General features: G+C 70.4%; 28 protein-coding genes. 11 read left to right on the forward strand and 17 right to left on the reverse strand.

What is annotated here, in order from left to right; genetic code table 11:
* Positions 1-10: 10 nt before the first annotated feature.
* Genes FHS44_RS24775 through FHS44_RS24790 form a run of 4 tightly spaced genes read right to left on the reverse strand, consistent with a single transcriptional unit; the run spans position 11 to position 3,217 of the window.
* Complete coding sequence (locus tag FHS44_RS24775; RefSeq protein WP_184718636.1) at positions 11-757, reverse strand: 3-hydroxybutyrate dehydrogenase; 747 nt, start codon at positions 755-757, stop codon at positions 11-13.
* 50 nt (positions 758-807) lie between these two features.
* Positions 808-1,371 (reverse strand): GyrI-like domain-containing protein, encoded by a 564-nt coding sequence (locus FHS44_RS24780; RefSeq protein WP_184718638.1) that lies wholly within the window; start codon positions 1,369-1,371, stop codon positions 808-810.
* Between the two features lie 41 nt (positions 1,372-1,412).
* The gene (locus FHS44_RS24785) at positions 1,413-1,799 is read right to left on the reverse strand and encodes a tautomerase family protein (protein ID WP_184718640.1); all 387 of its coding nucleotides are present in this window, start codon (positions 1,797-1,799) and stop codon (positions 1,413-1,415) included.
* On the reverse strand, positions 1,796-3,217 hold the full coding sequence (locus FHS44_RS24790) for a class II fumarate hydratase (RefSeq protein WP_184718642.1): 1,422 nt from the start codon (positions 3,215-3,217) through the stop codon (positions 1,796-1,798). Before FHS44_RS24790 ends, FHS44_RS24785 begins: the two co-directional genes overlap by 4 nt.
* 375 nt (positions 3,218-3,592) lie before the next feature.
* Between FHS44_RS24790 and FHS44_RS24795 the strand changes: the two genes are divergently transcribed.
* Positions 3,593-4,849, forward strand: a complete 1,257-nt coding sequence (locus tag FHS44_RS24795) for an SLC13 family permease (protein ID WP_221461222.1) — start codon at positions 3,593-3,595, stop codon at positions 4,847-4,849.
* A 33-nt stretch (positions 4,850-4,882) separates the two neighbouring features.
* Here FHS44_RS24795 and FHS44_RS41150 read toward each other — a convergent pair whose 3' ends face one another.
* From FHS44_RS41150 to FHS44_RS24820, 5 genes are all read right to left on the reverse strand, one after another.
* Positions 4,883-6,406 carry a serine/threonine-protein kinase gene (locus FHS44_RS41150; protein WP_246435938.1) on the reverse strand — a complete coding sequence of 508 codons (1,524 nt, stop codon included), beginning with the start codon at positions 6,404-6,406 and terminating at the stop codon, positions 4,883-4,885.
* A gap of 35 nt (positions 6,407-6,441) precedes the next feature.
* Positions 6,442-7,611, reverse strand: a complete 1,170-nt coding sequence (locus FHS44_RS24805) for a serine/threonine-protein kinase (protein ID WP_184718646.1) — start codon at positions 7,609-7,611, stop codon at positions 6,442-6,444.
* A 69-nt stretch (positions 7,612-7,680) separates the two neighbouring features.
* Complete coding sequence (locus FHS44_RS24810; protein WP_184718648.1) at positions 7,681-8,289, reverse strand: superoxide dismutase; 609 nt, start codon at positions 8,287-8,289, stop codon at positions 7,681-7,683.
* A gap of 260 nt (positions 8,290-8,549) precedes the next feature.
* The gene (locus tag FHS44_RS24815; RefSeq protein WP_184718651.1) at positions 8,550-8,978 is read right to left on the reverse strand and encodes a TIGR03668 family PPOX class F420-dependent oxidoreductase; all 429 of its coding nucleotides are present in this window, start codon (positions 8,976-8,978) and stop codon (positions 8,550-8,552) included.
* A 56-nt stretch (positions 8,979-9,034) separates the two neighbouring features.
* Positions 9,035-10,687, reverse strand: a complete 1,653-nt coding sequence (locus FHS44_RS24820; protein ID WP_184718653.1) for a fumarate hydratase — start codon at positions 10,685-10,687, stop codon at positions 9,035-9,037.
* Positions 10,688-10,887: 200 nt separating this feature from the next.
* Here FHS44_RS24820 and FHS44_RS24825 point away from each other — a divergent pair, with 200 nt between their 5' ends.
* Positions 10,888-11,139, forward strand: a complete 252-nt coding sequence (locus tag FHS44_RS24825) for a hypothetical protein (RefSeq protein WP_184718655.1) — start codon at positions 10,888-10,890, stop codon at positions 11,137-11,139.
* Between the two features lie 35 nt (positions 11,140-11,174).
* On the opposite strand, the gene FHS44_RS24830 is transcribed toward FHS44_RS24825, so the two are convergent.
* On the reverse strand, positions 11,175-11,981 hold the full coding sequence (locus FHS44_RS24830; protein WP_184718657.1) for an SDR family NAD(P)-dependent oxidoreductase: 807 nt from the start codon (positions 11,979-11,981) through the stop codon (positions 11,175-11,177).
* A gap of 257 nt (positions 11,982-12,238) precedes the next feature.
* On the opposite strand from FHS44_RS24830, the gene FHS44_RS24835 reads away from it, so the two are divergent.
* Positions 12,239-12,937, forward strand: a complete 699-nt coding sequence (locus tag FHS44_RS24835) for a 5-deoxy-glucuronate isomerase (protein WP_184718659.1) — start codon at positions 12,239-12,241, stop codon at positions 12,935-12,937.
* Here FHS44_RS24835 and FHS44_RS24840 read toward each other — a convergent pair.
* Positions 12,934-14,094 carry an MFS transporter gene (locus FHS44_RS24840; protein ID WP_184718959.1) on the reverse strand — a complete coding sequence of 387 codons (1,161 nt, stop codon included), beginning with the start codon at positions 14,092-14,094 and terminating at the stop codon, positions 12,934-12,936. The two genes, FHS44_RS24835 and FHS44_RS24840, sit on opposite strands and share 4 nt — an antisense overlap.
* A gap of 179 nt (positions 14,095-14,273) precedes the next feature.
* Here FHS44_RS24840 and FHS44_RS24845 point away from each other — a divergent pair, with 179 nt between their 5' ends.
* Positions 14,274-14,855, forward strand: a complete 582-nt coding sequence (locus tag FHS44_RS24845; RefSeq protein WP_312863801.1) for a DUF1707 SHOCT-like domain-containing protein — start codon at positions 14,274-14,276, stop codon at positions 14,853-14,855.
* A 1-nt stretch (position 14,856) separates the two neighbouring features.
* Here the strand turns inward: FHS44_RS24845 and glpX are convergent, their stop codons facing one another.
* On the reverse strand, positions 14,857-15,891 hold the full coding sequence (glpX, locus tag FHS44_RS24850; protein ID WP_184718663.1) for a class II fructose-bisphosphatase: 1,035 nt from the start codon (positions 15,889-15,891) through the stop codon (positions 14,857-14,859).
* Positions 15,892-15,976: 85 nt separating this feature from the next.
* Between glpX and FHS44_RS24855 the strand changes: the two genes are divergently transcribed.
* Both FHS44_RS24855 and FHS44_RS24860 read left to right on the forward strand, forming a co-directional pair.
* Entirely contained in the window at positions 15,977-16,579 is a 603-nt protein-coding gene (locus tag FHS44_RS24855; RefSeq protein WP_184718665.1) for a TetR/AcrR family transcriptional regulator, read from the forward strand.
* A 38-nt stretch (positions 16,580-16,617) separates the two neighbouring features.
* Entirely contained in the window at positions 16,618-17,163 is a 546-nt protein-coding gene (locus FHS44_RS24860; RefSeq protein ID WP_184718667.1) for a DUF4245 domain-containing protein, read from the forward strand.
* On the opposite strand, the gene FHS44_RS24865 is transcribed toward FHS44_RS24860, so the two are convergent.
* Positions 17,160-17,399 (reverse strand): exodeoxyribonuclease VII small subunit, encoded by a 240-nt coding sequence (locus tag FHS44_RS24865; RefSeq protein ID WP_184718669.1) that lies wholly within the window; start codon positions 17,397-17,399, stop codon positions 17,160-17,162. The two genes, FHS44_RS24860 and FHS44_RS24865, sit on opposite strands and share 4 nt — an antisense overlap.
* Between FHS44_RS24865 and FHS44_RS24870 the strand changes: the two genes are divergently transcribed.
* Entirely contained in the window at positions 17,381-17,932 is a 552-nt protein-coding gene (locus FHS44_RS24870) for a GNAT family N-acetyltransferase (RefSeq protein ID WP_312863802.1), read from the forward strand. The two genes, FHS44_RS24865 and FHS44_RS24870, sit on opposite strands and share 19 nt — an antisense overlap.
* Here FHS44_RS24870 and xseA read toward each other — a convergent pair.
* Together xseA and FHS44_RS24880 are read right to left on the reverse strand one after the other, a co-directional pair.
* Positions 17,910-19,118 (reverse strand): exodeoxyribonuclease VII large subunit, encoded by a 1,209-nt coding sequence (gene xseA, locus FHS44_RS24875; RefSeq protein ID WP_184718674.1) that lies wholly within the window; start codon positions 19,116-19,118, stop codon positions 17,910-17,912. The genes FHS44_RS24870 and xseA overlap by 23 nt on opposite strands.
* A gap of 28 nt (positions 19,119-19,146) precedes the next feature.
* Positions 19,147-19,926 carry a DUF8129 domain-containing protein gene (locus FHS44_RS24880; RefSeq protein ID WP_184718676.1) on the reverse strand — a complete coding sequence of 260 codons (780 nt, stop codon included), beginning with the start codon at positions 19,924-19,926 and terminating at the stop codon, positions 19,147-19,149.
* Between the two features lie 108 nt (positions 19,927-20,034).
* Between FHS44_RS24880 and FHS44_RS24885 the strand changes: the two genes are divergently transcribed.
* Complete coding sequence (locus tag FHS44_RS24885; protein WP_184718678.1) at positions 20,035-21,003, forward strand: 4-hydroxy-3-methylbut-2-enyl diphosphate reductase; 969 nt, start codon at positions 20,035-20,037, stop codon at positions 21,001-21,003.
* 54 nt (positions 21,004-21,057) lie between these two features.
* Here the strand turns inward: FHS44_RS24885 and FHS44_RS24890 are convergent, their stop codons facing one another.
* Both FHS44_RS24890 and FHS44_RS24895 read right to left on the reverse strand, forming a co-directional pair.
* Positions 21,058-21,684 carry a DUF6542 domain-containing protein gene (locus FHS44_RS24890; protein ID WP_312863803.1) on the reverse strand — a complete coding sequence of 209 codons (627 nt, stop codon included), beginning with the start codon at positions 21,682-21,684 and terminating at the stop codon, positions 21,058-21,060.
* A gap of 74 nt (positions 21,685-21,758) precedes the next feature.
* The gene (locus FHS44_RS24895; RefSeq protein ID WP_376771608.1) at positions 21,759-23,072 is read right to left on the reverse strand and encodes a DNA recombination protein RmuC; all 1,314 of its coding nucleotides are present in this window, start codon (positions 23,070-23,072) and stop codon (positions 21,759-21,761) included.
* Positions 23,073-23,160: 88 nt separating this feature from the next.
* On the opposite strand from FHS44_RS24895, the gene ychF reads away from it, so the two are divergent.
* The 3 genes from ychF to FHS44_RS24910 all read left to right on the forward strand — a co-directional run bounded on the left by ychF (position 23,161) and on the right by FHS44_RS24910 (position 25,319).
* Positions 23,161-24,255, forward strand: coding sequence for a redox-regulated ATPase YchF (ychF, locus tag FHS44_RS24900; protein WP_184718679.1), 1,095 nt, complete (start codon positions 23,161-23,163; stop codon positions 24,253-24,255).
* Positions 24,256-24,258: 3 nt separating this feature from the next.
* On the forward strand, positions 24,259-24,828 hold the full coding sequence (locus tag FHS44_RS42425; RefSeq protein ID WP_184718681.1) for a DUF6434 domain-containing protein: 570 nt from the start codon (positions 24,259-24,261) through the stop codon (positions 24,826-24,828).
* 149 nt (positions 24,829-24,977) lie between these two features.
* On the forward strand, positions 24,978-25,319 hold the full coding sequence (locus FHS44_RS24910; protein WP_312863804.1) for an ArsR/SmtB family transcription factor: 342 nt from the start codon (positions 24,978-24,980) through the stop codon (positions 25,317-25,319).
* The last annotated feature ends 621 nt before the right edge of the window (positions 25,320-25,940 follow it).

A 25,940-nucleotide genomic window follows, 5' to 3' on the forward strand; every position in this document is an offset into this window, starting at 1 on the left:
GGCCCCCGTCTCAGCGGGCTGTCCAGCCCCCGTCGATGGGCAGGGAGGAGCCGGTGACGAACGAGCCGTGCGGGCCGCACAGGTAGGCGACCAGCTCGGCCACCTCCTCGGGCTCGATCAGCCGCTTGATCACGGCCGGGGCGAGCATGATCTGCTCGACGACCTCGTTCCTGCCGATGCCGTGGGTCCTGGCCTGGTCGTCGATCTGGTCCTCGACCAGGGGGGTGCGGACGTAGGCCGGGTTCACACAGTTGGAGGTGACGCCGTGCTCGGCACCTTCGAGGGCGACGACCTTCGACAGCCCTTCGAGCGCGTGCTTCGCAGTGACATATGCGGATTTATACGGCGAGGCACGGAGGCCGTGGACCGAGGAGACGTTGACGATCCGCCCCCAGCCCCGCCGGTACATCCCCGGCAGCACCGCCCTGACCAGCAGGAACGGCGCCTCGACCATGACCTTCAGCATCGTGGAGAACACCTCGGGCGGGAACTCCTCGATCGGCGCCACGTGCTGGAACCCGGCGTTGTTCACCAGCACGTCCACCTCGGCGGGGACCAGGTCCACGAAGTCCGGCGAGGCCAGGTCGGCGACGACCGGCGTCCCGGCGACCTCCCTGGCGACCTCGGCCGCGGCCCCCGCGTCCCTGTCCAGCACGACCACGTGCGCCCCCGCGGCGGCGAGCTGGTGCGCGCACGCCCGCCCGATGCCGCTGCCCGCCCCGGTCACCAGGGCGAGCCGCCCCGCCAGATCAGTCATGACATCGAATGTAGTGTCCGGTCCCGCCGATCCGGTGGACGCGCGGCCCGTCAGCGGACGGGGTAGCGGATGATCGTCCGCAGCTTCTCCGGGGCGGCGCGGCGGAAGTCCGACAGGTAGATCTCGTGGTGCCTGCCCGCCAGGGACAGACCCTGCCCGGTGATGAACTCCATCAGCGTCTTGACCGTCGCCGGTTCCTCGGCGAAGGGTCCTTTGTGCAGGATCTGGGCCGACCTGCCCTCGCTCATGGTTCCCAGCCGCAGGCCGTCGAGGCGTGTTCCTGGCCGCTTCCGCCGTACGGTCTCGACCGCCCGCTCGACGAGCGCGGCGTCCACCCGGGCGGGCTGGGGGATGAGGGCCGTCCAGCGCATGGAGGACAGGTCGTCGGGGTCGCCGTCCCAGAGTCCTTCGAGGGGGGCGACCGAGTAGGTCATGACCGGCTTCAGCTCGGCGCGCACGGCGTAGGCCACGCCGTACAGGGCCGCGACGGCGTCGAGGTACGGCTCACCCGAGGGGGCGCCCGAGCCGTCGAGCATGAGGCAGGGCAGGTCGGGCACGTCGATGAGGCGCGGGGTCGTGGTGGCCACGTAGAGGTCGCGGTGGATCTGCTTCATGCCGTAAGAGTGGACTCTCCCACGAGGGGAGAGTCCAGTTCTCAGACCGTGACCGGGTAGGTCAGCGTGAGCTCGTCCCCGGGCATCCCCCTGATGCCCCAGTTGACCTGCGGAGACTCGATGATCACGATCTCCAGGTCGGTGGCGGGCAGGTCGAGCCGCTCCTGCGCCCTGGCGAACAGCGTGCGGATGAGGTCGCGTTTGGCCTCGTCCGTCCTGCCGGTGAAGCAGACGATCTCCACGATGAGATACCGCTCACTCCGCTGCGGGCAGAGGAGGTCCTCGGCGTCGAGCAGCAGGAAACGGTGGAAGCGCTTGTCCTCGGGCAGCCGCCACACCTCGGTGAGGCACCCGTGCAGGGTGTCGGAGACCTCCCGGCGCCGGTCGGCCCAGACGTCGCGACGGCCGTAGATCTTGATCTGTGTCATGACGGGGAGTCTTCCCGATCCCCGGGCGCGGACGGCGGACGGGTCATGGAGAGCACGTCGAGCAGCGCGTCGAGCTGCTCCTCGGTGAGGGTGCCGTTGGCCACGTGACCGCGCTCGACCACGACCTCCCTGATCGTCCTGCGCTGTTCGAGGGCCTGCTTGGCGATCTTCGCGGCCTCCTCGTAGCCGACGTGCCGGTTGAGCGGGGTGACGATCGAGGGGGACGACTCGGCGTATTCGAGCAGCCTGTCGGTGTTGGCGGTGATCCTGACGATGCAGCGGTCGGCGAGCAGCCGGGAGACGTTGGCCAGCAGCCGGATCGACTCCAGGATGTTGCGGGCGATGACGGGCAGCATCACGTTGAGTTCGAAGTTGCCCGAGGCCCCGGCGAAGGTGATGGTCGCGTCGTTGCCGATGACCTGGGCCGCGACCATGCACACGGCCTCGGGGACGACCGGGTTGACCTTGCCCGGCATGATCGAGGAGCCGGGCTGGAGGTCGGGGAGGTTGATCTCGCCGAGCCCGGTACGCGGTCCCGAGCCCATCCAGCGCAGGTCGTTGGCGATCTTGTTGAGCGAGACGGCGACGGTCCGGAGCTGGCCGGACAGCTCGACGACGGCGTCCCTGGCCCCCTGCGCCTCGAAGTGGTCGGGAGCCTCGGAGAACGGCAGCCCGGTCGCCTCGCGGAGCCTCTCGATGACCTTGGGGGCGAACCCGGGCGGGGTGTTGATCCCGGTCCCGACGGCCGTGCCGCCGAGCGGCAGCTGCACGAGGCGGGGAACCGCGCCGCGCACCCTGGTGATGGCGTTGTCGATCTGGGTGGCGTAACCGCCGAACTCCTGGCCGAGCGTCACCGGCGTGGCGTCCATCAGGTGCGTACGGCCCGCCTTGACGACGTCCTCGAACTGCAGGGCCTTGTTCCTGAGCGCGGTCGCCAGGTGCCGCAGGGACGGGATCAGGTGGTAGGTCACCTCGGTCGTCGCCGCGACGTGGATCGAGGTCGGGAACACGTCGTTTGAGGACTGCGAGGCGTTGACGTGGTCGTTCGGGTGGACGGGACGGCCGAGACGCTCCTCGGCGAGGGTGGCGATCACCTCGTTGGCGTTCATGTTGGAGGAGGTCCCCGAGCCGGTCTGGAAGACGTCCACGGGGAACTCGGCGTCCCACTCGTTCTCCGCGACGTCCGTCGCCGCCTCGGCGATCGCCTCGGCCATCTCCTTCTCAAGCACGCCGAGCTCGGCGTTGACCTCGGCGGCGACCGCCTTGATCAGGCCGAGCGCCGCGATGTGCGCGCTGTCCAGACCACGGCCTGAGACGGGGAAGTTCTCGACGGCCCGCTGCGTCTGCGCCCGCCACTTCGCCTCCGCGGGGACCCGCACGTCGCCCATCGAGTCATGTTCGATCCGAAACTCGCTCATGCCTCCAGTCTGCGCCTTCCGTCCGCGCTTTCGCGGGGGAGCGGGTACGGCGGGGGCCAGGGGGGTGCGTCGGCGGGCGACGGCGTTTGCGACACTCCTCCCACGGTTCCGAGTCCCACAGCTTTGAGTCCTACGGCTTCGGGTCCCACAGCCTCGGGTCCCACAGCTCCGAGCCCTACAGCTTTGAGCCCCACGGCTTCAGGTTCCACAGCTTCGAGTCTCGCGGCTCTGGGTCCCACAGCTTCGGGCTCCACGGCCTCAAGGCTTGCGGCTTCGAGTTTCATGGCTTCACGTTCCACGACTTCGAGCCCTCCGGCTTCGAGTCCCACAGTTTCGCGACAGGAGGAGATCCGCCGTGCCCGGAAGGCCCCGATCGTGAACGCCGCGCTCGCGGAGACGGTCTCGGTGCTCCTCCTCCTGGCCGTGCTGGCCTGCGCGGTCATCCGGCCGTGGGGCTGGCAGGAGGCAGTCGTCGCGGTCCCCGCCGCCGGGGTGGTCGTCGCGACCGGGGCGATCTCCGTTGAGCACGCCCTCGCCGAGATGGCCAGGCTCGGGCCGGTGATCGGCTTCCTGGCGGCCGTGCTCGTCCTGGCCAAACTGTGCGACGACGAGGGCCTGTTCCACGCCTGCGGCGTCTGGATGGCCCGTGGCGCGGCCGGACGGCCACGGCACCTGCTGGCCCAGGTGTTCGTCGCGGCCTCGCTGATCACCGCGGTGCTCAGCCTGGACGCCACGGTCGTGCTGCTGACGCCGGTGGTGCTCGCCACGGCCGCCAGGCTCGGCGCCCGCCCCGGGCCGCACGTCTACGCCTGCGCCCACCTGTCGAACACGGCCTCGCTGCTGCTGCCGGTCTCCAACCTGACGAACCTGCTGGCCTTCACGGCCAGCGGCCTGAGCTTCACCCGCTTCACGGCCCTGATGGCATTGCCGTGGCTGGTGGCCATCGGGGTGGAGTACGTCCTGTTCCTGAGGTTCTTCGCCAGGGACCTGGACGCGGGGGCCGCCGCCCCGGCCGTCGCCGAGCCCCGTGAGATGCCGCTCTTCGCGCTGGTCACGGTGGTGTGCACGCTCGCCGGGTTCGTGGTCGCCTCCTGGCTGGGGATCAACCCCGCGTGGGCGGCGCTGGCGGGCGCGGCCGTACTCGCCTGTCGTGCCCTGGCCAGGGGACACACGACCCCGGTGGCCGTCGTGCGCTCGGCCGCGGTGCCGTTCCTGGCCTTCGTGCTGGCGCTGGCCGTCGTGGTGCGGGCGGTTGTGGACAACGGCCTCGCCGACGCGCTCGGCCACCTGGTCCCCGACGGCACCGGTCTTCCCGCCCTGCTGGGGATCGCGGCGCTGGCCGCGCTCCTGGCGAACGTGATCAACAACCTGCCCGCCGTACTGGTCCTGCTGCCGCTGACCGCGCCCGCCGGACCGGGCGCGGTGCTGGCGGTGCTGATCGGGGTGAACATCGGCCCCAACCTCACCTACGCCGGGTCCCTGGCGACCCTGCTGTGGCGGCGGATCGTGCGCGAGCACGACACCGGGGTGGGCCTCGGGGAGTTCACCCGGCTCGGACTGCTCACCGTGGGCGCCACGCTGCCGCTCGCGGTCGTGGCGCTGTGGGCGTCCCTGCACGTGATCGGGATCTGACCCCGTGGCGCCCCTTTCACGGGCGCCGCGAGATCAGCCGGTGAGGAAGGACACGCCCAGGATGACGATCACCACCAGGGCGAGGGCCGCGATCCCCATGAGGACGAGCACCCCGACCTTGCTCCTGGACGAGGGCTGGGGCGCCTGACCGTTCTGGACGGGGCGGCCGTCCTGCCCGGTGAAGGCGAACAGGTCGGTCCCGAGCCCGGGGGAACGCGGTCCCGTGGGCGCCCAGGGCCCCTGAGGCGGTCCCTGCGGGGGCGGCCCCTGTGGCGGGGGCCCCTGGAACGGCGGCCTCCGCTGGGGCCCCTGTGGCGGCGGGAAGCCCTGCTGCGGGTACGGCGGCGGCACCGAGGGCCCCGCGACCGGCCTGTCCTGCACCGGAGGAACCGGGGGAGCAGGGGGCGGTGTGGCCGTCCGCGCTCCCGCGACCGGCGTCCCGAGGCCGGGTACGGCCGGGCGGGCCGGCGCCGGGGCGGCGTTCTGGGGGCCGGGAGGCAGCCGCAGACCACCCTTGGGCCGGATGACCACCACCGTGCGGTTGGCGTCGAACTCCTCGTCGTCCTCCTGCGCCGCGGAAGCGGGCGCCTCCTCAGGACTGGCCGTCTTCCGCGGGGCCGGTTCCTGTACGGCGGGCTTCTGCACGGCCGGTTTCTGCGCGGCCGGTTTCTGTACGGCGGGCTTCTGGGACGTGCCGGGAGGGTCCAGGGCGGGAACGACCGGGATCGACCCGGTCGGGGTGTCCGCCACGGTCCTCAGCATCGCGATCGCCTGCAGGTGCGTGGGGCGGGCGGTGTGGTCCCGCTCCAAAAGGTGTTCGAGCACCGGGCGCAGCGGCCCCGCCTGGGTCGGCGAGTCGGCCTTGTCCGTCATCAGCGCGGCCAGGGTCTCGGCGACCGAGGAGCGCTCGTAGGCCGGACGGCCCTCGACCGCGAAGTACAGCGTCGCGCCGAGTGACCAAAGGTCGGACTCGGGGCCGGTGTGCTCCCCGCGTGCCCGCTCGGGGGCGGTGTAGCCGGGCGAGCCGATCACCATGCCGGTCTTGGTGAGGCTGCTGTCCCCCTCCGCCTTGGCGATGCCGAAGTCCGTGAGCACCACCCGGCCGGTCTCGGTGATCAGCACGTTGCCCGGTTTGACGTCGCGGTGCAGGATCCCCTGGTCGTGGGCGGCGCGCAGCGCGCCGAGCAGGTCCACGCCGATCTCGGCGACGAGCCGGGGCGGCAGCGGGCCCTCCTCTTCGATCACCTGCTCAAGGGAGCGGGCCTGCACGAGCTCCATGATGATCCACGGGCTGCCGTCCTCGACGATCGCGTCGTGGACGGTGGCCACCGAGGGGTGGCTGATGCGGGCAGCCGTACGACCCTCACGGATCATGCGCTCCCGAAGTTCGGCGCGTTGTGCCTCGCTGAGCCCGGGCTCCTGACGGATCTCTTTGATCGCGACCTCACGGCCGAGGGAACGGTCGTGGGCCCGCCAAACGGTCCCCATCGTTCCCCGGCCGAGCGGTGTGATCAGCTCGTAGCGGTCAGCGAGCACGCGCGTCTGCTGTTCCGGCATGAGAAGAAGATAGCGATTCTTCCTTGAAGCTCGCTTTATCTTCGCTTACGGAGCTCTTTGGGCCACAACAGGCGAGGGAGGACCAGGCGGATCAGAGGTGTGACGAACCGGACAAGCGGATGTGGCTCAGGGGCCCGGCTCACCGGCTTGCGGTGCATCCCCTCGGCCGGACGGCGCTGCGCCCGCTGCTGGAACTGCGGGGGTGGCACGGGAGGCTGCGCCATACTCTGCGCGGGCGGCGGGATGAGCGGGGGCGGCGGCATCGGCGCCGAGCCAGCGCGGTGCAGCCCACGGTGCTGCGGGCGGCGGTTGAACGAGGGGACGGCGATCGTCGCGGCGTTCCTGACGGTCCTGCCCGCGGTCCTGGCCAGCGGCTCCTCGGCCGTCCCGCCCGCGGCGACCCTGGCGAGCATCATCGAGGCGCGCACGGCGTCGAGCCTGGCCGCGGGGTCGATCATGAGCAGGCCGCGCAGCACCGGGGTCAGCGGTCCGGCCTTCTCCATCGGGATCGGCTCACCGCTGGTCAACGCGGCCAGGGCGGCGGCAGCCGTACGGCGTCCGTGCAGGCCGCGGCCCTCGACGGCGGTGTAGAGGGTCGCGCCGAGCGACCACAGGTCGGCGGAGGGGGTGGCCTTGGCGCCGAGCACGCGCTCGGGGGCGATGTATCCGGCGGAGCCGAGCACGATGCCCGCCTGGGTGATCGACACGTCACCTTCGAGCGCCGCGAGGCCGAAGTCGGTGAGCACCGCCCGGTCGTCGGTCACCAGGACGTTGCTCGGCTTGACGTCGCGGTGCAGGATCCCCTTCGCGTGTACGGCCCGCAGCGCCCCGAGCACCTGACGGCCGATCTCCGCCGTCTCGCGGGGCGGCAGCGGCCCCCGGTCCTGCAGGAGCTGCTCCAGGGACCTGGCGCGCAGCAGCTCCATCACGATCCAGGGACGCTCGTCCTCTGTCACGACGTCGAAGACGGTGATGACCGAGGGATGGGCGACCATCGCGGTCGCCCGCCCCTCGCGCTCGGTCCTGGCGCACAGCTCCGCCCGCAGGTCCTCGTCCAGGACGAGGGGCAGCCGCACCTCCTTGACCGCGACCTCGCGGTCGAGCAACTCGTCGTGCGCTCGCCAGACGGTGCCCATGCCGCCGCGCCCGACCGGCTCGGAAAGCCGGTAGCGCGCTGCAAGAAGGTATCCGGAGGGCGCACGCATGATGGGCAGCTTACCGATTTGCGTAATGCGACCAGTAGAGACCGGGCCGAAACTTCTTGCGTTCTTCGGTCAGATTTTCGCGCTCGACGCTGTCGAGAAGCGCTGCTTCACGTCGTCCCAGTTGATCAGCGACCACAGCTTCTCGACGTAGTCCGGACGCACGTTGCGGTACTGGAGATAGTAGGCGTGCTCCCAGGCGTCGAAGACGAGCAGCGGGGTGGTGTTCATCCCGACGTTGCCGTGGTGGTCGTAGACCTGCTCGACGACCAGACGGCGGCTGAGCGGCTCCCACGCCAGGATGCCCCAGCCGGAGCCCTGCACCCCGGCCGTCGCCGTGGTCAGCTGCTTCTGGAAGGCCTCGAACGAGCCGAAGTGCTCGTCGATGGCGGAGGCCAGCTCACCGTCGGGGCGGTCGCCGCCGTCGGGGGAGAGGTTCTCCCAGAAGATCGAGTGCAGCACGTGGCCGGACAGGTTGAAGGCGAAGGTCTTCTCAAGGCCGACAAGACCGCCGAACTCTCCCTTGTCGCGGGCCTCGGCCAGCCGCTCCAGGGTGTCGTTGGCGCCCTTGACGTAGGCGGCGTGGTGCTTGGAGTGGTGCAGCTCCAGGATCTCGCCGGTGATCGCGGGCTCAAGGGCCGCGTAGTCGTAGGGCATATCCGGAAGGGTGTATTCACCCATGAAGGTCTACCTCCTCGTTGGTCGGTACTCCGCCGACACTACTGCCGGATAGATGCATGTGCATCAGACTTGCGACCTAGGGCTCTGAGTAGTTGCAAGTAATTCGCAATTACATCATGATGGCAGGTGTCAGCTGGTCCGGAGGGGGTCCCGCGCACCCGTACGGCAGGCGCGGTGCGGTCGGCCGTGTGGTTCGGGCGGTCACGCGGGTCGGTCGGGTCGAGGGCGTTCGCACCGCTCTTGCCGTGCGGGACCTTTTCTCAGCCACCCTCGGGGGTGTCGACGAAGGCCCAGCCCGTCCACGCCTCCACCCCGACGAGCACGACGGGGCCGTGCGGAGGCCGTTCGCGATACTGCGCGTAACGCCCGGCCAGCCGGGCCAGGGCGCGTTCCCTTTCCCGCCCGTCCTCGACGATCCTGGCCCTGCCGTCGGCGCGCACCCACCACAGCCGCGTCCAGTCGTCCTCGTAGTGGTCGGCCAGCAGGCACACCCGGTCGTCGGCGGCGATGTTGCGCAGGCGCCGCAGGTCCGTCGTGCGCTTCGGCTTGTGGTCGATCGCGAAGGCGACCGTGTCGCCGTCCACGTCGAAGGTCACGGGGACGAGATGGGGCGCCCCGGTCGCGCCGACCGTGGCCAGGCGGGCGACCCTGGCGGTTCCGAACAGGTCCCGTGCCCGTGAGGTGTCCATCAGGCCATTAAAAAGGGGGGCGAGGATCTCCTCGCCCCCCTGTCGTCCGTTCGGCGTCAGCGGCGCCCGATGGCCAGCACCGGTCCCGTGCGGTCGGTGAAGAAGTCGTCGCCCTTGTCGTCGACCACGATGAACGCAGGGAAGTCCTCGACCTCGATCTTCCAGACGGCCTCCATGCCCAGCTCCGGATACTCCAGGACCTCGACCTTCCTGATGCAGTCCTGGGCGAGCCGGGCGGCGGGACCGCCGATGGAGCCGAGATAGAAGCCGCCGTAGGCCGCGCAGGCGTCGGTGACCTGCTTGGAGCGGTTGCCCTTGGCCAGCATGACCATGGAGCCGCCCGCCGCCTGGAAGCGCTCGACGTAGGAGTCCATCCGGCCGGCCGTCGTCGGCCCGAAGGAGCCGGAGGCGTACCCCTCGGGGGTCTTGGCGGGACCGGCGTAGTAGACCGCGTGGTCCTTCATGTACTGCGGCATCTCGCCGCCCGCGTCGAGCAGCTCGTTGATCTTGGCGTGCGCGATGTCGCGGGCCACGACCAGCGGGCCGGTCAGGGAGAGGCGGGTCTTGACCGGATACTTGGTCAGCTCGGCGAGGATGTCCGCCATCGGGCGGTTGAGGTCGACCCGGACCACGTCGTCGGACAGGTGCTCGTCCGTGGTCTCTGGCAGGAACCTCGCCGGGTCGGTCTCCAGCTGCTCAAGGAAGATCCCGTCGGCCGTGATCTTGGCGAGCGCCTGGCGGTCGGCGCTGCAGGAGACCGCGATGGCCACGGGGCACGAGGCGCCGTGCCGGGGCAGGCGGATGACGCGGACGTCGTGGCAGAAGTACTTGCCGCCGAACTGGGCGCCGATGCCGAGCTTCTGGGTGAGCTCGAAGACCTTCGCCTCAAGCTCGGTGTCGCGGAAGCCGTGCCCGCTCGGGGAGCCAGAGGTGGGGATGGAGTCCAGGTAGCGGGCGCTGGCGTACTTGGCCGTCTTCAGCGCGAACTCGGCCGAGGTCCCGCCCACCACGATCGCCAGGTGGTACGGCGGGCACGCGGCGGTGCCGAGAGAGCGGATCTTCTCCTCAAGGAAGGCGAGCATCCGCTTCTCGTTGAGGACCGCCTTGGTCTCCTGGTAGAGGAAGGACTTGTTGGCGCTGCCGCCGCCCTTGGCCATGAACAGCAGCTTGTACTCGTCGGCGTGGCCGCCGGGGTCCTCGGCGTAGAGCTCGATCTGCGCGGGCAGGTTGGAACCGGTGTTCTTCTCCTCCCACATGGTGATCGGGGCCATCTGGGAGTAGCGCAGGTTCAGCTTGGTGTAGGCGTCGTAGACGCCGTGCGAGATGTGCTCGGCGTCGGCGCCGTCGGTGAGCACGTGACGTCCCCGCTTGCCCATGACGATCGCGGTTCCGGTGTCCTGGCACATCGGCAGCACGCCGCTCGCCGAGATCGAGGCGTTCTTGAGCAGGTCGAGCGCGACGAAGCGGTCGTTCCCGCTGGACTCGGGATCTTCGATGATCTTGCGGAGCTGGGCCAGGTGGGAGGAGCGGAGGTAGTGGGAGATGTCGTGGATGGCCGTCTCTGTCAGCAGGCGCAGCGCCTCGGGATCGACCTCAAGGAATCTGCGGCCCGCCGCCTCGACCACGCGCACCCCCTCGGTGCTGATCAGGCGGTACTCGGTCTCGTCCGGCCCCAGGGGGAGCAGGTCGGTGTAGTCGAACTCGGGCATCGTCTTCGGTCCTCCGTGCCGGTGGCCTTCTCCGGTCCCATAGAGGGTAAGCCCTGCCGATCCCACCTCCTCGCCAGGCCGAACCCCGACCACCCCCAAAAAGCCATATATCAAGATTTGGGCCTTTTGTGGCGACTTTTCGGCTCACCTCAGCGAAGAAGAGGAGAAGGCTGGAAAGCGAGTGAAGGCCGGAGGACGTCATGGGAACCGTGAACACCGTCATGAGCAGCAACATCGTGATGCTCGCGATCCTGGCTCTCCTCGTGGTCGCGGGACTGGCGGTATCGCTGATCGCGATCGCGCTGGCGACCATCAGGAGCGTGGACGGCAAGGCGCCCCAGCAGCCCGCGGACATCTCCAAGGCGGAGCAGCGCAGGCGGCAACTGGAACGGGGCGACCTGCCGGCCCAGCGCGGCGCGCCCGAACAGACCCGCGAGCGGCTTCCCCGCTGACCACGCCGGGGACGGACCACCCGCGGGCCGTGGGCTCACACGGCCTTGAGGAGGCCGCCGTCGACCACGAAGTCGGCGCCGGTGGTGCTGGCCGACCTCGGGGAGGCCAGCAGCGCGACCACGTCGGCCACCTCCTGCGGATCGACAAGGCGGCCGGTGGTCAGCCGCATCATCTCCGGGGCCACCTTGTTCAGCACGCTGTCATGGTCGGAGCCCGCCATCGCGGCGATGACGTCGGCCGCGCCACCCTTTTCGGTCCACCACGGGGTGAGGACGGGCCCGGGGGAGACGGTGTTCACCCGGACGCCCTGCGGGCCGAACTCCTCCGACAGCGCCTTGGCCAGGTTGTTCATGCCTGCCTTGGCGGCGCCGTAGTCCACGTTCATCGGCGACGGCTGCCTGCCGTTGGCCGACGAGACGTTGACGATCGACCCGCCACCCCGCCGCAGCATCAGCGGCACGGCGGCCCGTACGGCGCGCACCACCGAGAACAGGTTGAACTCGAACACCGCCCGCCAGTCGTCGTCGTTGGCCTCGAAGAACGACGAGCGCGGCAGCGTCACCCCCGGCGGCCGTCCCCCGGCATTGTTGACCAGGATGTCCAGCCCGCCGAACTCCTCGGCCGCGCGGGCGACCACCAGCCCCGGAGCGTCCGGCTCCATGAGGTCGGCGGCGACGTGCACCAGGTCAGGCCCGGCGAGCGCCTCAAGCTCCTCGCTGCTCCCGCGTGAGGCGGCGACCACCCGGACGCCCTCGGCCAGCAGGGTGCTCACGATCGCCAGCCCGATGCCCTTGGACGCCCCGGTGACGACGGCCACCTTGCCGGAAAGTCGCAGATCCATGGTTCTCCCCCTACTCGAACGGCCCTCTCGCCGGGCCACGACTGCGAAGGTAGTCCGGCCGCCCGTCCCGCCCCCGGCGCCGGTCGGACGGGTAATTCGCGCGGGAATCGGCCCTCGTTGTCCCCGGCTCGCGCGGTGGGTCTTGTGATCGGGCCCGCGGTGTTGTACCCCTGCCGATAGCGGCCAGGACACGCTGGAGGTGGCATGGACGAGGGCATGGACGAGGGATCGCACGGGACACGGCGTCGGGAGAGACCATGACCTTCGTCCCCGCGGGCACCTCCACCCTGGCGCCGTGGACGCTGTGGATCACCCCGGAGACGGCGGGCTGGAGCTACGCCGGGCTCCGCCTGCTCACGCTCTCCGACGAGAGCGTGCTCTTCTGCACCGGCGACGAGGAGATGCTGGTCCTGCCGCTCTCCGGCTCCTGCCAGGTCGAGTGCGACGGCGTACGGCTCGCCCTCGAAGGACGCGTCTCCGTCTTCCACGCGGTCAGCGACTTCGCCTACCTGCCCGTCGGCGCGACGGTCAGGATCACCGGCGCGGGCCGCTTCGCCTTCCCCACCGCCCGCGCGAGCAGAAGCTTCCCCGTGAGGTACGGCCCGGCCCGCGAGGTGCCCGTCGAGGCGCGCGGGACGGGCCGGATCAACGGCTTCTGCGCCCCCGACGCCTTCGAGTGCGACCGGCTCGTCGCGGTCGAGGTGCTCACCCCGGCCGGAAACCGCTCACCCCGCCCGCCGTACGAGAACGACATGCTCCCGGGGGCCGTGCGCGAACAGATCTACTACTTCGAGGGCGGGCCCGGCTACCAGCGGCTGCACGGCGCAGAAGAGGCGATGACCGAGGTCTCCTCGGGGGACGTGGTGCTCGTCCCGCACGGCTGCCACAGCCCCTCGGAGGCGGCACCGGGCTACGACCTCTACCACCTGAACGTGCTGGCCGGCCCGGGACGCTAGACGGCGGGAGCGGCTCTCGGCCGGAAGCCCCCGGCGAGCGGCACGATCAGGGCCACCAGGACCGCGGCGGGCACGAACGCCCACCTGGGGCCCATGCCGTCGTTGACGCCGCCGACCACGGCCGCGCCGACCAGGAAGCCGACGTAGTTGAACACGTTGACCCGCGCGATCGCCGTCTCCGCCCCGGCCCCGAGGCGCCCTGCGGCGGAGAACGACTGCGGCGCGACGACCGAGAGCCCCGCGCCGACCAGGCCGAACGCCAGGACGGCCACGACGACGCCGGGAGCCATGACCACACCGACGATCCCGGCCACCGCGATCACCGCGCCCGCACGGACGACCGGGGCCGGGCCGTACCTGCGCACGGCGAGATCACCGGGGACGCGGGCCAGGAGCATGGCCGCTTGATAGAGCAGGTAGGCGAACGGCACCAGCCAGCCGCCCGCCGCCAGGGCGTCGCTCATGTAGAGGGTGCTGTAGTTGGAGACCGCGGCGTCGCCGACGTACAGGAAGGCCATGGCCAGGCAGAGCGGCAGGATCGACCGCCACGGCACCCGCGCGGCGGGACCGGCCGCCTCCTCCGACGCCTTCTCCTCCGCCCGGCCGTACAGGCGGGGCAGCATGAGCGCGGAGGCCACGGCCCCGGCCAGCACGGGCACCGTGAACGACCAGCCAAGGGCCACCCCCAGGGCGCTCGACGCGGAGTTGGCGGCGGCGCCGAGCAGCGAACCGACGCTCCACACGGCGTGGAAGCCGGTCAGGACGCTCATGCCGTACCTGCGCTCGACCGCGACCGCCTGCATGTTCATCGCCGCGTCCACCGCCCCGACGAACAGGCCGAAGGCGGCGCAGAGCACGTAGAGCCCGGCCAGGCCGTCGTTCCAGCCGGACAGGGCGACCACGGCGCAGACGGCGAGCTGGGAGAACCGCAGCACCGGGGCGCTGCCGTACCTGGCGGCGAGGGGGGCGACGGCGGCGCTGCCCACCCCCGCGATCACCGGGACCAGCAGCAGGACGAGCATCAGGTCGTCGTCACCGAGGCCGAACCTGTGCTGCAGGTCGATCACGTGGGTGATCAGCGTGGCGAAGCAGAGGCCCTGGACGAGGAAGGCGGCCCAGGTCGCCACACGGGCCTGCCTGTCGCGCCCGGTTCGCACCGGAGTTTGCGGGGGAGAGGACGGCACGACGGCCTCCAGCAAACATGAGGAGTGTTCAGGTTCCCGTCAGGGTAGGGGTGCCGTACCCGACGGTCAACGGACACTCACCCGGCAGTTTGGCAGCTACGGAACCGCACGGAAAGGCTTATGGTCGAGAGGTGGACAGCTACCCTCCCCCGGTGCCTCGCGATCCCGCGTACGAACCGCGCCCCGGCGACCTGAGGGCGGGCAACGACGACCGGGAACGGGTGGCCGCCGTGCTGGCCGACGCGCTCGCCGACGGCAGGCTCGGCCCCGACGAGCACGAGGAGCGCCTGTCCGCCGTCTACCAGGTCAGGACCCTGGGCGAGCTGGCCGCGATCACGACGGACCTGCTCCCGCCGGAGGAGCAGCCCCTGCGCACCGACGTACGGCCCGTCATGGCCTTCTTCGGCACCCAGAGGCACACGGGCCGCTGGGTGGTGCCCACCCGCTACTCCGCGACCGCGGTCTGTGCCAACGTCACTCTTGACCTGCGCGAGGCGGTGCTCCAGTCGAACCACGTGACGCTGAACGTCACCGTGATGGCCGCGACCCTCACCCTGATCGTCCCCGAGGGCGTGCGCGTCGTGATGCCCACCTCGGGGATCATGGCGGGCAGGAAGAACCAGGTCCCGCCCTCCCCGGACGGGCCGGTGATCGAGATCACCGGCCTCATCGCCATGGGCAACGTCGTCGCGAAGTCCCCCAAACGGCCCCGCCGGTCGTGGTTCCGCCGCTGAGTCAGCTCGCGTTGTCGAAGTTGATCGCGCTGTAGGCCCGCAGCTTCCAGAGCTGGTGCTCACTCTCGATCTTGCGGATCGTGCCGGAACGGCCCCGCATGACCAGGGAGTTGGTCACCGCGCGCCCGCCACGGTAACGCACCCCCTGCATCAGCTCGCCGTCGGTGACGCCGGTCGCAGCGAAGAAGACGTCGTCCGACCTGACCAGGTCGTCGGTGGTCAGTGTGGCGTCGAGGTCGAGACCGGCGTCCAGCGCCCTGCGCCGCTCGGCGTCGTCCTGCGGCCACAGCCTGCCCTGGATGACCCCGCCGAGGCACTTGAGCGCGCACGCGGCGATGATGCCCTCGGGGGTGCCGCCGATGCCGAGCATGAGGTCGACGCCGGTGCCCGCGCGGGCCGCCATGATGGCACCGGCCACGTCGCCGTCGGTGATGAGCTTGATCCGGGCGCCCGCCTCCCGGATCTGCCGGATGATCTTGTCATGACGCGGCCGGTCGAGGATGACCACGGTCACGTCGGACGGCTCGCCGCCCTTGGCACGTGCCACCGCGGCGATGTTGTCGGCGACCGGGGCGTTGATGTCCACGGCGTCGGCGGCCTCGGGGCCGGTGACCAGCTTGTCCATGTAGAAGACGGCCGAGGGGTCGTACATCGAGCCGCGCTCGCTGACCGCGATGACCGAGATGCCGTTCGGCATGCCGAGCGCGGTCAACCGGGTGCCGTCGATCGGATCGACGGCCACGTCGCACTCGGCGCCGCTGCCGTCGCCGACGTGCTCGCCGTTGTAGAGCATCGGCGCGTTGTCCTTCTCACCCTCGCCGATCACCACGACGCCGTTCATCGACACGGTGTTGATCAGCTGGCGCATGGCGTTCACGGCGGCGCCGTCCGCGCCGTTCTTGTCACCCCGTCCGACCCAGCGGGCCGCGGACATCGCGGCCGCCTCGGTCACCCGGACGAGTTCGAGGGCGAGGTTGCGATCAGGTGCGTGTTCACCCGTGGCGAGCGCGGCAGGGACGGTCGTCTGATCGGACATGGCGGAGGGCCCCTCTCGTGGATTGCTGCACATCGATGGTAGTTGTCCCCCTTCTGACCGAGCAGCGGAGGATAATGTCCCGACGATGAGCGGTGACACGGAACGGGTGGCGACAGGCGCGGGCGCACGCACCTCGGAACGGGGTGCCGCGACCCGTACGGCCCTGCTCTCCTCGGCCAGGGACGCCTTCCTGGCCAGCGGTTTCGCCGACACCGGCGTCAACGACATCGTCGCCCACGCCCAGGCCAGCGTCGGCAGCCTCTACCACCACTTCTCCGGCAAGGCCGACCTCTACCTGGCGCTGTTCGAGGAGTTCCAGGAGCGGCAGACCCTGCGGACCACACAGGCAGTCCACGCGGCCCTCACCACCGGCGAGGACGAGCCCGTACGGCTGTTCGTCGCGGGCGCCCGCGCCTACCTCGACGGCTGCCTGGCCGAACGCGAGATCGCCGCGCTCTTCCTGCGCGGCGACGGGCCACCCGGTTTCGAGGTCGTCATGCGCGAGCGCCTCCGCCAGTGGACCACGCGCGCCGCCAGCCTGTTCGACGACGAGAACGCGCTGGTCGTGGTGCTCGCCGGGGCACTGAACGCCGCCGTCACCGAGGTCGTCCTGTCGGAGGACGAGGACGTCGCCCGCGCCCTCGCCGAGGACGTCCTGGGCATCATCGGGCAGATCCGACGCCCCTGAGGCGGGGGCACCCCCGTGAGCGGATAGTCTCGATGGTCGTGCGACGGTTCACTCAGGGTTTCTACGGCTACGCGTTCGCGATGATGGTCTGTCTCGCGGGCGTCGGCGTCTTTCTCCTGATCACTCCGCAGAGCCGTACCGAGCACATCCCCAGCGTCAACTTCTCCATCGACGTGGCCAACATGCGCCGGGACGCCTCCTACCAGGTGTGGACCCCGGACCCCGTGCTCGCCAACTGGGTGCCGACGAGCTCGCGGATGACCCGGGGCAAGGACAGCGAGGGCAGGGCGACCGTGACCTGGCGGCTCGGCTTCGCCACCGCCAAGCGCGCCCACGCCCTGCTCGCCCAGAGCGACGAGCGGCCCGCGGCCGGGTTCGCCAACCGGATGGCCAACAGCGACAAGCCCCAGGGCAGCGTCCAGGTCAACGGGGTGACCTGGGAGAAGCGCTTCCGCGAGGACAAGAACCAGCGCTCCCTGGTGAGGTTCCTGCCCGACGCCACGCTCGTCGTCACCGGAACCGCCCAGTGGGACGAGCTGTCCGCCCTGGCCGCGACCCTCAAACAGCAGTCCAAACTGACCTAGAAGGTCTGGAAGGGCGCGTCTCCCGCCGCGTCAGGCCCCCTGCGCTGCGCCATGGCCGCCGCCAGCTTCACCCTGGCGCCCTGCAGCCACTCCTCGCACAGTGCCGCGAGCCTCTCGCCCCGCTCCCAGAGCTGGATGGACTCCTCAAGCGTGAGCCCGCCCGCCTCAAGACGGCGGACCACCTCGGTCAGCTCCTCGCGCGCCTGCTCGTACGACGGTGTCTTCTCATCGGCCACGGCCCCACCTTAGTGCGGACCCCACCGGGCGCCGACGATCTTCAGCCTGGGAGACTGGGCCGATGAGTGTTCGTCCCGCGACATCCGAGGATATCCCCGAGCTGGTACGGCTCCGCCAGATCCTGGCCGACCGCATGGCGATGGACGGCAGTTTCCCGGTCGACGACACCTGGTCGGAGTCCTACGCCGACAGCCTCACCGAGCGGATCGGCAGCTCCGACACCGCCGTCTACGTGGTCGACGCCCCCGACGGAAGACTCGCCTCCTGCGGGATCGGCCTCATCTTCGACCGCTTCCCCGGTCCCGGCCTGCCCGACGGGCGCTACGGCTACATCCAGGGCATGACCACCGACCCCGGTCACCGCAGGCTGGGGTACGGCAGAGCCGTCATGACGGCCCTCATGGCGTGGTACCGCGCCAGGGACATCCGTAGGATCGACCTGCACGCCACCCCCGAGGCCGCGCCGCTCTACCAGGAGATGGGCTTCACGGCCGACGGCTACCCCTCGCTCACGTGGCGGAGTCTCTCCTGACGCTCACCCGGTCGTCGGGGAAGCGCACCGTCAGCTCGTCGCCGGGAGCGACGTCGGCCGCCCGCCGTACGACCTCGCCGTCGGGACGCTGCACGATCGCGTAGCCGCGCTCCAGCGTCGCTGCGGGCGACAATGCGACCAGCCGGGCCCTCAGATGCCCCAGGGAGTCCTCGGCGCGGTCGAGGGAGGCCCCCAGGGAGCGCCTGGCACGGTCCCTGAGCTGCTCGGCCTGCTCGGCCCTGCGCTCGATCTCCCTGACCGGGTCGGCCAGCGCGGGCCGGGACCGTACGGCCGCCAGCCAGGACAGCTCACGGTCGAGCCACCCGCCCGCGACCCTGCGCCCCCGGTCGCGGAGCTGGCGCACGAGCGTGAGCTGCTCGCCGACGTCGGGCACGACCTTCTTGGCCGCGTCCGTCGGCGTCGAGGCCCGCACGTCGGCGACCATGTCGAGCAGCGGATTGTCCTGCTCGTGGCCGATGGCGCTGACCACCGGCGTACGGCAGGCCGCCACGGCCCTGACCAGCGACTCGTCGGAGAAGGGCAAAAGATCCTCAAGGGATCCGCCGCCCCGCGCGACCACGATGACCTCGACCTCACCGTCCGCGTCCAGCTTGCGCAGCGCCTCGGTGACCTCGGTGACGGCGTACGGCCCCTGCACGGCGACGTTCTCGACCTTGAACCGCACCGCGGGCCAGCGGCGCCGCGCGTTCTCCAGCACGTCGCGCTCGGCGGCCGAGTCACGGCCGCAGACCAGCCCGACGACCCCGGGCAGGAACGGCAGCCGCCGCTTGCGGTCCACCTTGAACAGCCCCTCGGAGGCGAGCAGCTGGCGCAGGCGCTCAAGCCTGGCCAGCAGCTCGCCGACCCCGACGGGTCGCATCTCCAGGGCGGTGAAGGCGAAAGACCCTTTGTTGACCCAGAAGTCCGGCTTCAGGTGCATGACGACCCGGGCGCCGTCCACGGGCCGGGGGACGGTCGCCTCGTACACGCCGCGCGGGCAGGTGACACGGGCCGACACGTTGGCCACCGGGTCGCGCAGGGTCAGGAACACCGTGCCACCCCGGGCGGTCAGCTCGGTGATCTGTCCCTCGACCCAGACGGTGCCGAGCTTGCCGATCCAGCCGCCGACCATCTGCAGCACCGTGCGGACGGGAAGCGGCTGTTCGGGGGTGGTCTTCGAGGTCATGTCCGCAGAGCCTACGCGGCTCCGATCATCATTCGGCGGCCCGGAGCTTGGCCAGGCGGTTCTCGTACATGCGCACGACCTCCGGCCTGTCCGAGGTGGCCCGCTCGTAGGCGAGCAGGTCGCCGATCTGCTCGGCGGACTTGCCGCGCATCCGGGCGCGCAGGGAGGCGATCGTCAGGGTGGAGTACCCCGGCATCGGCTCCACGAGGGCGCTCTCCTCCGCGACTTCGGGGGCTTTAGGAGTTTCGGGGACCTTGACCTGCGAAGGGGCCTTGGTGGGGATTTCGGCGGAGGGCTCGACGGCCTCGGGGGCCTTGGCGGTCTCGGCGACTGCCGCGGCGGGGGTCTCAGCGGGGGTTTCGGCGGGAGTTTCGGTGGGGGCCTTGGCGGCGGCGGGCTTGGCGGGGGTGAAGATGACGGGCTCGGGACGCGCCTTGGCGCCGTTCGCCTCGGCCCTGGGCTCGACGGTCTCGACGACCTCGACGGCCTCCTCGGACTTCTCCTGGGAGGGGCGCGGGGCGAAGATGACCGGCTCGCGGCGGGCGGGCTTGTCGGCGGGGGTCTCGCCGGTGGCCTGCTCGGTGGTCTCGGTGGTGTCCGTCTCCTCGTCCCGGCCCTGCCCGGCGAGACGCCTGATCCTGTCCTTCACGCGGCCGCCGAACTGCAGCGCCTGGCCGACCCCGCTCAGCGCGCTCTGCAGCACGTAGAGCGGCAGATCCTTGGTCGTCTTCTCCTTGAACTCCTCGCGACTGGAAAGTGCCTCGCGCACGTTTTTGGTGACATTGCGAACGATGTCGGGGACTGACATGTCGTCTCCCTGAAGGATCTGTTTTGGTCGTTCCGTATGGCAAGTGTCGGGCAAGACGATGCCTCGTGTGGCCACAGGACGAGTGGGCGCTCCACGTAGCATAAGAACATGACGTCAGAGACCCCCACGATCCGGCGTGTCCTGGTGGCCAAGCCACGCGGTTACTGTGCCGGAGTGGACCGCGCGGTCCAGGCCGTTGAGAAGGCCCTGGAGCAGTACGGCGCGCCCATCTACGTCCGCAAACAGATCGTCCACAACACCCACGTGGTGCGGACGCTCGAACAGCGCGGCGCCATCTTCGTCGAGGAGACCGAGGAGGTGCCCGAGGGGGCCATCGTCGTCTTCTCCGCGCACGGGGTCTCCCCGGCCGTCCACCAGGAGGCCGCGCGACGCCGCCTGCGGACCATCGACGCCACCTGCCCGCTGGTCACCAAGGTGCACAACGAGGCCAGGCGCTTCGCCTCCCAGGACTACGACATCCTCCTCATCGGCCACGAGGGCCACGAGGAGGTCGAGGGCACCGCGGGCGAGGCCCCCGAGCACATCCAGCTCGTGGACGGCCTCGACTCGGTCGACACGGTCAAGGTGCGCGACCCCGAGCGGCTGGTGTGGCTGTCGCAGACCACGCTGTCGGTCGACGAGACCACCGAGACGGTCTCCCGGCTCAAGGCGCGCTTCCCGAACCTCATCGACCCGCCGAGCGACGACATCTGCTACGCCACGCAGAACCGCCAGGTCGCGGTCAAGGAGATCGCGGCCCAGGCCCAGCTCGTCATCGTCGTCGGCTCGGAGAACTCCTCGAACTCCAAGCGCCTGGTCGAGGTCGCCCTCGACCACGGGGCCGACGCCTCCTACCTGGTCGACAACGCCTCGTTCGTCAAGGACGAGTGGCTCGACGGCGTCACGACCGTCGGGGTGACCAGCGGCGCCTCCGTCCCCGACGAACTGGTCGCCGGGGTCCTGGCCAAGCTCGCCGAGCACGGCTTCGACACCGTCGAGGAGGTCGAGTCGGTCGAGGAGAGCGTCCGTTTCGCCCTGCCGCACGAGCTGCGCAAGGACCTGCGCGCCACCGTCTGACCCGTTCCCCGACCACCCCGGTGCCGTACGGCCCCGCCGTACGGCACCCGCGTCCTACCGGCCGTCAGCCGCCTGCTCCTGGGTGGGCTGGTCGTCGCGCGGCGTGCCGTACACCTTGGGCTCGAAGTAGCCCTCGGGCTCGGGGGCGAAACCCGCGCCGCCCGCCTTCTGCCGCGCGGGGGCGGGTCCCGCCGCCCGCAGCTCCTCGCGCAGCTCGCGCACGCACGTGGCCAGGCCGCGCCGCCAGGCGACGAGCAGGACCAGCAGCGACCCCGCGAACAGCCAGGGAGCGTTGGCCGACAGGATCGCGAACATGCCCAGCCCGAACGCCTGGACCGGCACCTTCGCCCCCAGGGAACCGACGGCCTCGGTGATCAGCGCCGCGATGAAGAAGACCAGAGGCGGGCAGACCACCAGCGAGAGCAGGTCACGCCGGTTCACCAGCACGACAGCGCCCGCGCAGCCGACCACGAACGTCAGACCGAGCAGCGCCGAAGGCCCGAACACCGCCTGGAGCACCCTGCCCACGAGCGTCGCGACCAGCACGAGCGCGATCGCGCCCCTGGCGGTCAGCCGTACACCGCCTCCGGACGGTTTGCGCCCGGTCCCGCCCGCAGGACTCGCTCCGCCCGCCCGGGTGGCTCCCCCAAGCGGTTGTCCGTCGCCTCGCTCGTTCACCACTCCGCCCCCCTCGACCTCGGCCCTCATCGACCCTTCTGCTCTGCCCGCCTGCGCTCACGCGGGGAACAGCATCTCTAGGGCAGGTCGCCCGCCAACTTACCGTTCAGGCGGGAGATGGGGGACGGGCTTGACTCCTCTTCTCCCAGCAGTTCGGGCGAGGTCAGCGCCCGCGGCAGGTTCTCGATGCTCTGGGGGCCGTCCAGCTCGCCGTCGACCAGCCCCAGATCGTTCAGTTTGCGCGCGCTCACCAGGACCCGGCTCTCCAGGGAGCCGACCGTACGGTTGTACGCCTCGACCGCCCTGCCCAGGGAACGGCCCATCGTCTCCATGTTCTGCCCCAGGGTGCCCAGCCGTTCGTAGAGCTCCTTGCCCAGCTCGAAGACGGCCCGCGCGTTCTCGCTGAGCGCCGCCTGCTGCCAGGCGTAGTGCGCGGTGCGGAGCATCGTGATCAGCGTGGTCGGCGTCGCGATGTGCACCCGGCGCCGCATGGCGTACTCCAGCAGGCCGGGATCGCGTTCGAGGGCGGGCGCGAGGAACGCCTCACCGGGGATGAACAGCACCATGAACTCGGGCGCCGGACTGAACGCCTGCCAGTAGGCCTTGCCCGCCAGCCGGTCCACGTGCTCGCGCACGTGCCGGGCGTGGCTGTCCAGCCTGACCGACTGGTGGTCGGGATCTGCCGACTCCGCGGCCTCCAGGTAGGCGGCGAGAGAGACCTTGGAGTCGACCACGATGTTCTTGCCGCCCGCGAGCCGTACGACCATGTCGGGCCTGAGAGCGCCGTCGGCGGTGGCGACGCTCGCCTGCTCGTCGAAGTCGCAGAAGCGCTGCATCCCGGCGATCTCGGCGACCCTGCGCAACTGCAGCTCACCCCACCTGCCCCTGGCCTCGGGCCGCTGCAGCGCCCGCACCAGCGCCGTCGTCTGCAGGCGGAGCTGCTCGTTGCTCTCCCTGACCACGTCGATGTGCTTGGCCAGCTCGGCGTGGGCGGCCCGCTGGCCCGCCTGGGTGTCGCGAAGCTGCGTCTCGACCCGCGCCAGGGTGTCCTTCAGCGGCTCGATCAGGTGCTCGACGGCCTGCTTGCGCTGTTCGAGCTCACCCGCGGCCTCCGCCCTGCCCGCCGCGAGCCTGGTCTCGGCCAGTTCGAGGAAGCGCAGGTTGTTGACGTCGAGCGCCTTGGCCGACAGCGCCTGGAACCGGTCGGTGAGCTGCCCCTCGACGTAGGCGAGCTTCTCCTCCGCGGCCTTCGCCCTGGCCTCGGCGTCCGCCATGCGCGCCACGACGTGGTCGGAGGTGGCGGAGGCGCGGGACTTACCGAGCAGGAACCCGATGGCGAGCCCGGCGGCGAGACCTACGGCCAGTTGGAAGGCGAGCGCCATGACATCCACCACGGAATGATGTCAGCACCGGTGGTTTCCGGCCTCCCGACACGCCTCGGCGGTCAGCACCGGGTGATTCGCCGTAAACTCGGCTGACGTGAGCCTGAGCATCGGCATCGTCGGATTGCCCAACGTCGGCAAGTCAACGCTTTTCAACGCGCTGACGAAGACCGCTAACGCCCTGGCGGCGAACTACCCCTTCGCCACCATCGAACCCAACGTGGGCATCGTCGGCGTTCCCGACCCCCGTCTGGAGAAGCTGGCCGAGATATTCGGCTCCGCGAAGATCCTCCCGGCGAAGGTCGAGTTCGTGGACATCGCCGGACTGGTCAAGGGCGCCTCGGAGGGGCAGGGGCGGGGCAACCAGTTCCTCGCCAACATCCGCGAGACCGACGCCATCTGCCAGGTCATCCGCGTCTTCACCGACCCCGACGTGACCCACGTGGACGGTGGCGTCGAGCCGGGCCGCGACATCGAGACGATCAACACCGAGCTGATCCTCGCCGACCTGCAGACCCTGGAGAAGGCGCTGCCCCGCCTCCAGAAGGAGGTCAGGACCAACAAGGACCGCAAGGCCGTCCTCGACGCGGCAGAGGCGGCCACCAAGCTCCTCGACGGCGGCACCACCCTGTACGCCGGGGCCAAGGGCGCGGGCATCGACCTCGCCGACCTGCGCGAGCTGCACCTGCTGACCGCCAAGCCCTTCCTGTACGTCTTCAACCTCGACGCCGACGAGCTGACCGACGACGACCTCAGGGCGCGTCTGTCCACGCTCGTCGCCCCGGCCGAGGCGGTCTTCCTCGACGCCAAGATCGAGTCCGAGCTGGTCGAGCTGCCCGAGGATGAGGCCCTCGAACTGCTGCAGTCCGTGGGCCAGCAGGAGTCGGGTCTGGCCCAGCTCGCCCGCGTCGGCTTCGAGACGCTCGGCCTGCAGACCTACCTGACTGCCGGTCCCAAGGAGACGAGGGCCTGGACGATCCGCAAGGGCGCCACCGCCCCCGAGGCCGCCGGGGTCATCCACACCGACTTCCAGCGCGGCTTCGTCAAGGCCGAGATCGTCTCCTTCGACGAGCTGGTCGAGGTGGGCTCCATCGCCGCCGCCCGCCAGGCGGGCAAGGCCCGCATCGAGGGCAAGGAGTACGTGATGCGCGACGGCGACGTCGTGGAGTTCCGCAGCGGCCTCAAGAAGTAGCCGGTGGAGTCACCTTCTCCTTCCGGGGCGCGTCCCCCGCTCTCACCGGAGCTCACGGCGGAGGAGTTCCGGCGCTGGTACTGGCTGAAGGAGGAGCTCGCCGGGTTCGCGCGGGAGCTGGGCATCCGGGCCACCGGCGGGAAGGACCTCCTCGCCGCCCGCATCTCCGCCGCCCTCGACGGCCACGCGTTCTCCGAGCCGGTTCCGGTACGGCGGGCCGGTGCGCGTCAGCTCGCGGGTCCGCTGGACGGCGACACCGTCGTTCCGCCGGGGCAGCGCTGCAGCCAGGCCGTGCGCGCCTGGTTCGTCGGCCAGGTGGGGGAGGGCTTCCACTTCGACGCGGAGATGCGGGCGTTCTTCGCCGACGCCGACGGCACCCGGACGCTGCGGGACGCCCTCGACCACTGGCACGGCACCCGGGACGGAGGGGAGCGCGGGATCGACTCCCAGTTCGAGTACAACCGCTTCACCCGCTCCTGGCACCGGGACCACCCGGAGGGGACGCGGGAGGAGCTTCTCGCGGCCTGGCGGGAGTACCGGAACCGTCCCGTCGACGAGCGAGGACGCGCCTGACGGGCCGTCACGGGTTCGTTCGAAGGCCTCCGAGTCACTCGGGGGCCTTCTCGCGTTACGGGATGTGCCGAGCCGATGGCGATGGGTGGCACGCGTTGGTAAAATCGCATCGACATATCGCGATGTGCCGGAATAAGGAGTGATCGTCGGTGGCCGCAGCCGGTGACGGCGTGACCGATGTCGACGACCAGGTCAACGACGCCCTGAAGGCACTGGCGAACCCGATCCGCCGGCAGATGCTCGGCTGGCTGCGCGACCCCCGCGCGAACTTCCCCACGGGGCAGGGGGCCGCGGACCTCGACGAGTACGGCGTCTGCGTCAGCCAGCTCCAGGAGAAGGCCGGGCTGGCGCAGTCGACAGTCTCGTCCTACATGGCTTCCCTTGAACGCGCGGATCTGGTGATCGGCGCCCGCGTCGGCAAGTGGACGCACTACCGCAGGAACGAGGAGCGGATCGCGCGCCTGATCGAGGTGCTCGACCGGACGCTCTGACACCGCCCCTATTTCGGGGCGTTATGCCTGGTACGCGACGGGCACGTGGTGGCCGGAGTCGGACAACGGGTGGGGCGTCCGGGACGGGTGTGGTGAAGTGGTGCCCGGTCCGGTGGTCATCTCTGACCGGGTACCAGGGAACCGGCCTTCCGAGTGGGCGGAAGTCCGGTGCGTTGGCGGTTCTCTTGCTCCGAGCACGTCGGACGCTTTCGGCGTGTCTGGGAACCGCCGCTGGGGTGTGCGGCCCAGGATCCCTCCTTACTGGACCGCACGATGTGGAGGGTACGGCGGGCGGGACGGGATGATCCCCGTCCGCCGTACCGGCTCCCTTTCCGCCCGAAACCAGGGCGTTCCCGTTCATGTGGGACGGCCCATGCCGCCCGTACGGTCGAGGCATGAAGTGGTTACCGTGAGTGACCGCCCCGGGAGAGAAGGGGCAGGTCGGGACAGTACGGGGACCGTACGGATAGCAATGCGTGGCGTTTGGGTAATCGGGGTGGGTGCTGGCCAGGTGGAATGCACTTTCTTCGCCTTGTTGTCCCTGGATGAGCCGGCAGCCGGGTTCCAGACCCGGTTTGCTCGGTAACCATGATGCCTGCAGCATAGGCGTGGCTTTCCTGG

It is taken from the genome of Streptosporangium saharense (assembly GCF_014203715.1).
Lineage (GTDB): Bacteria > Actinomycetota > Actinomycetes > Streptosporangiales > Streptosporangiaceae > Streptosporangium > Streptosporangium saharense.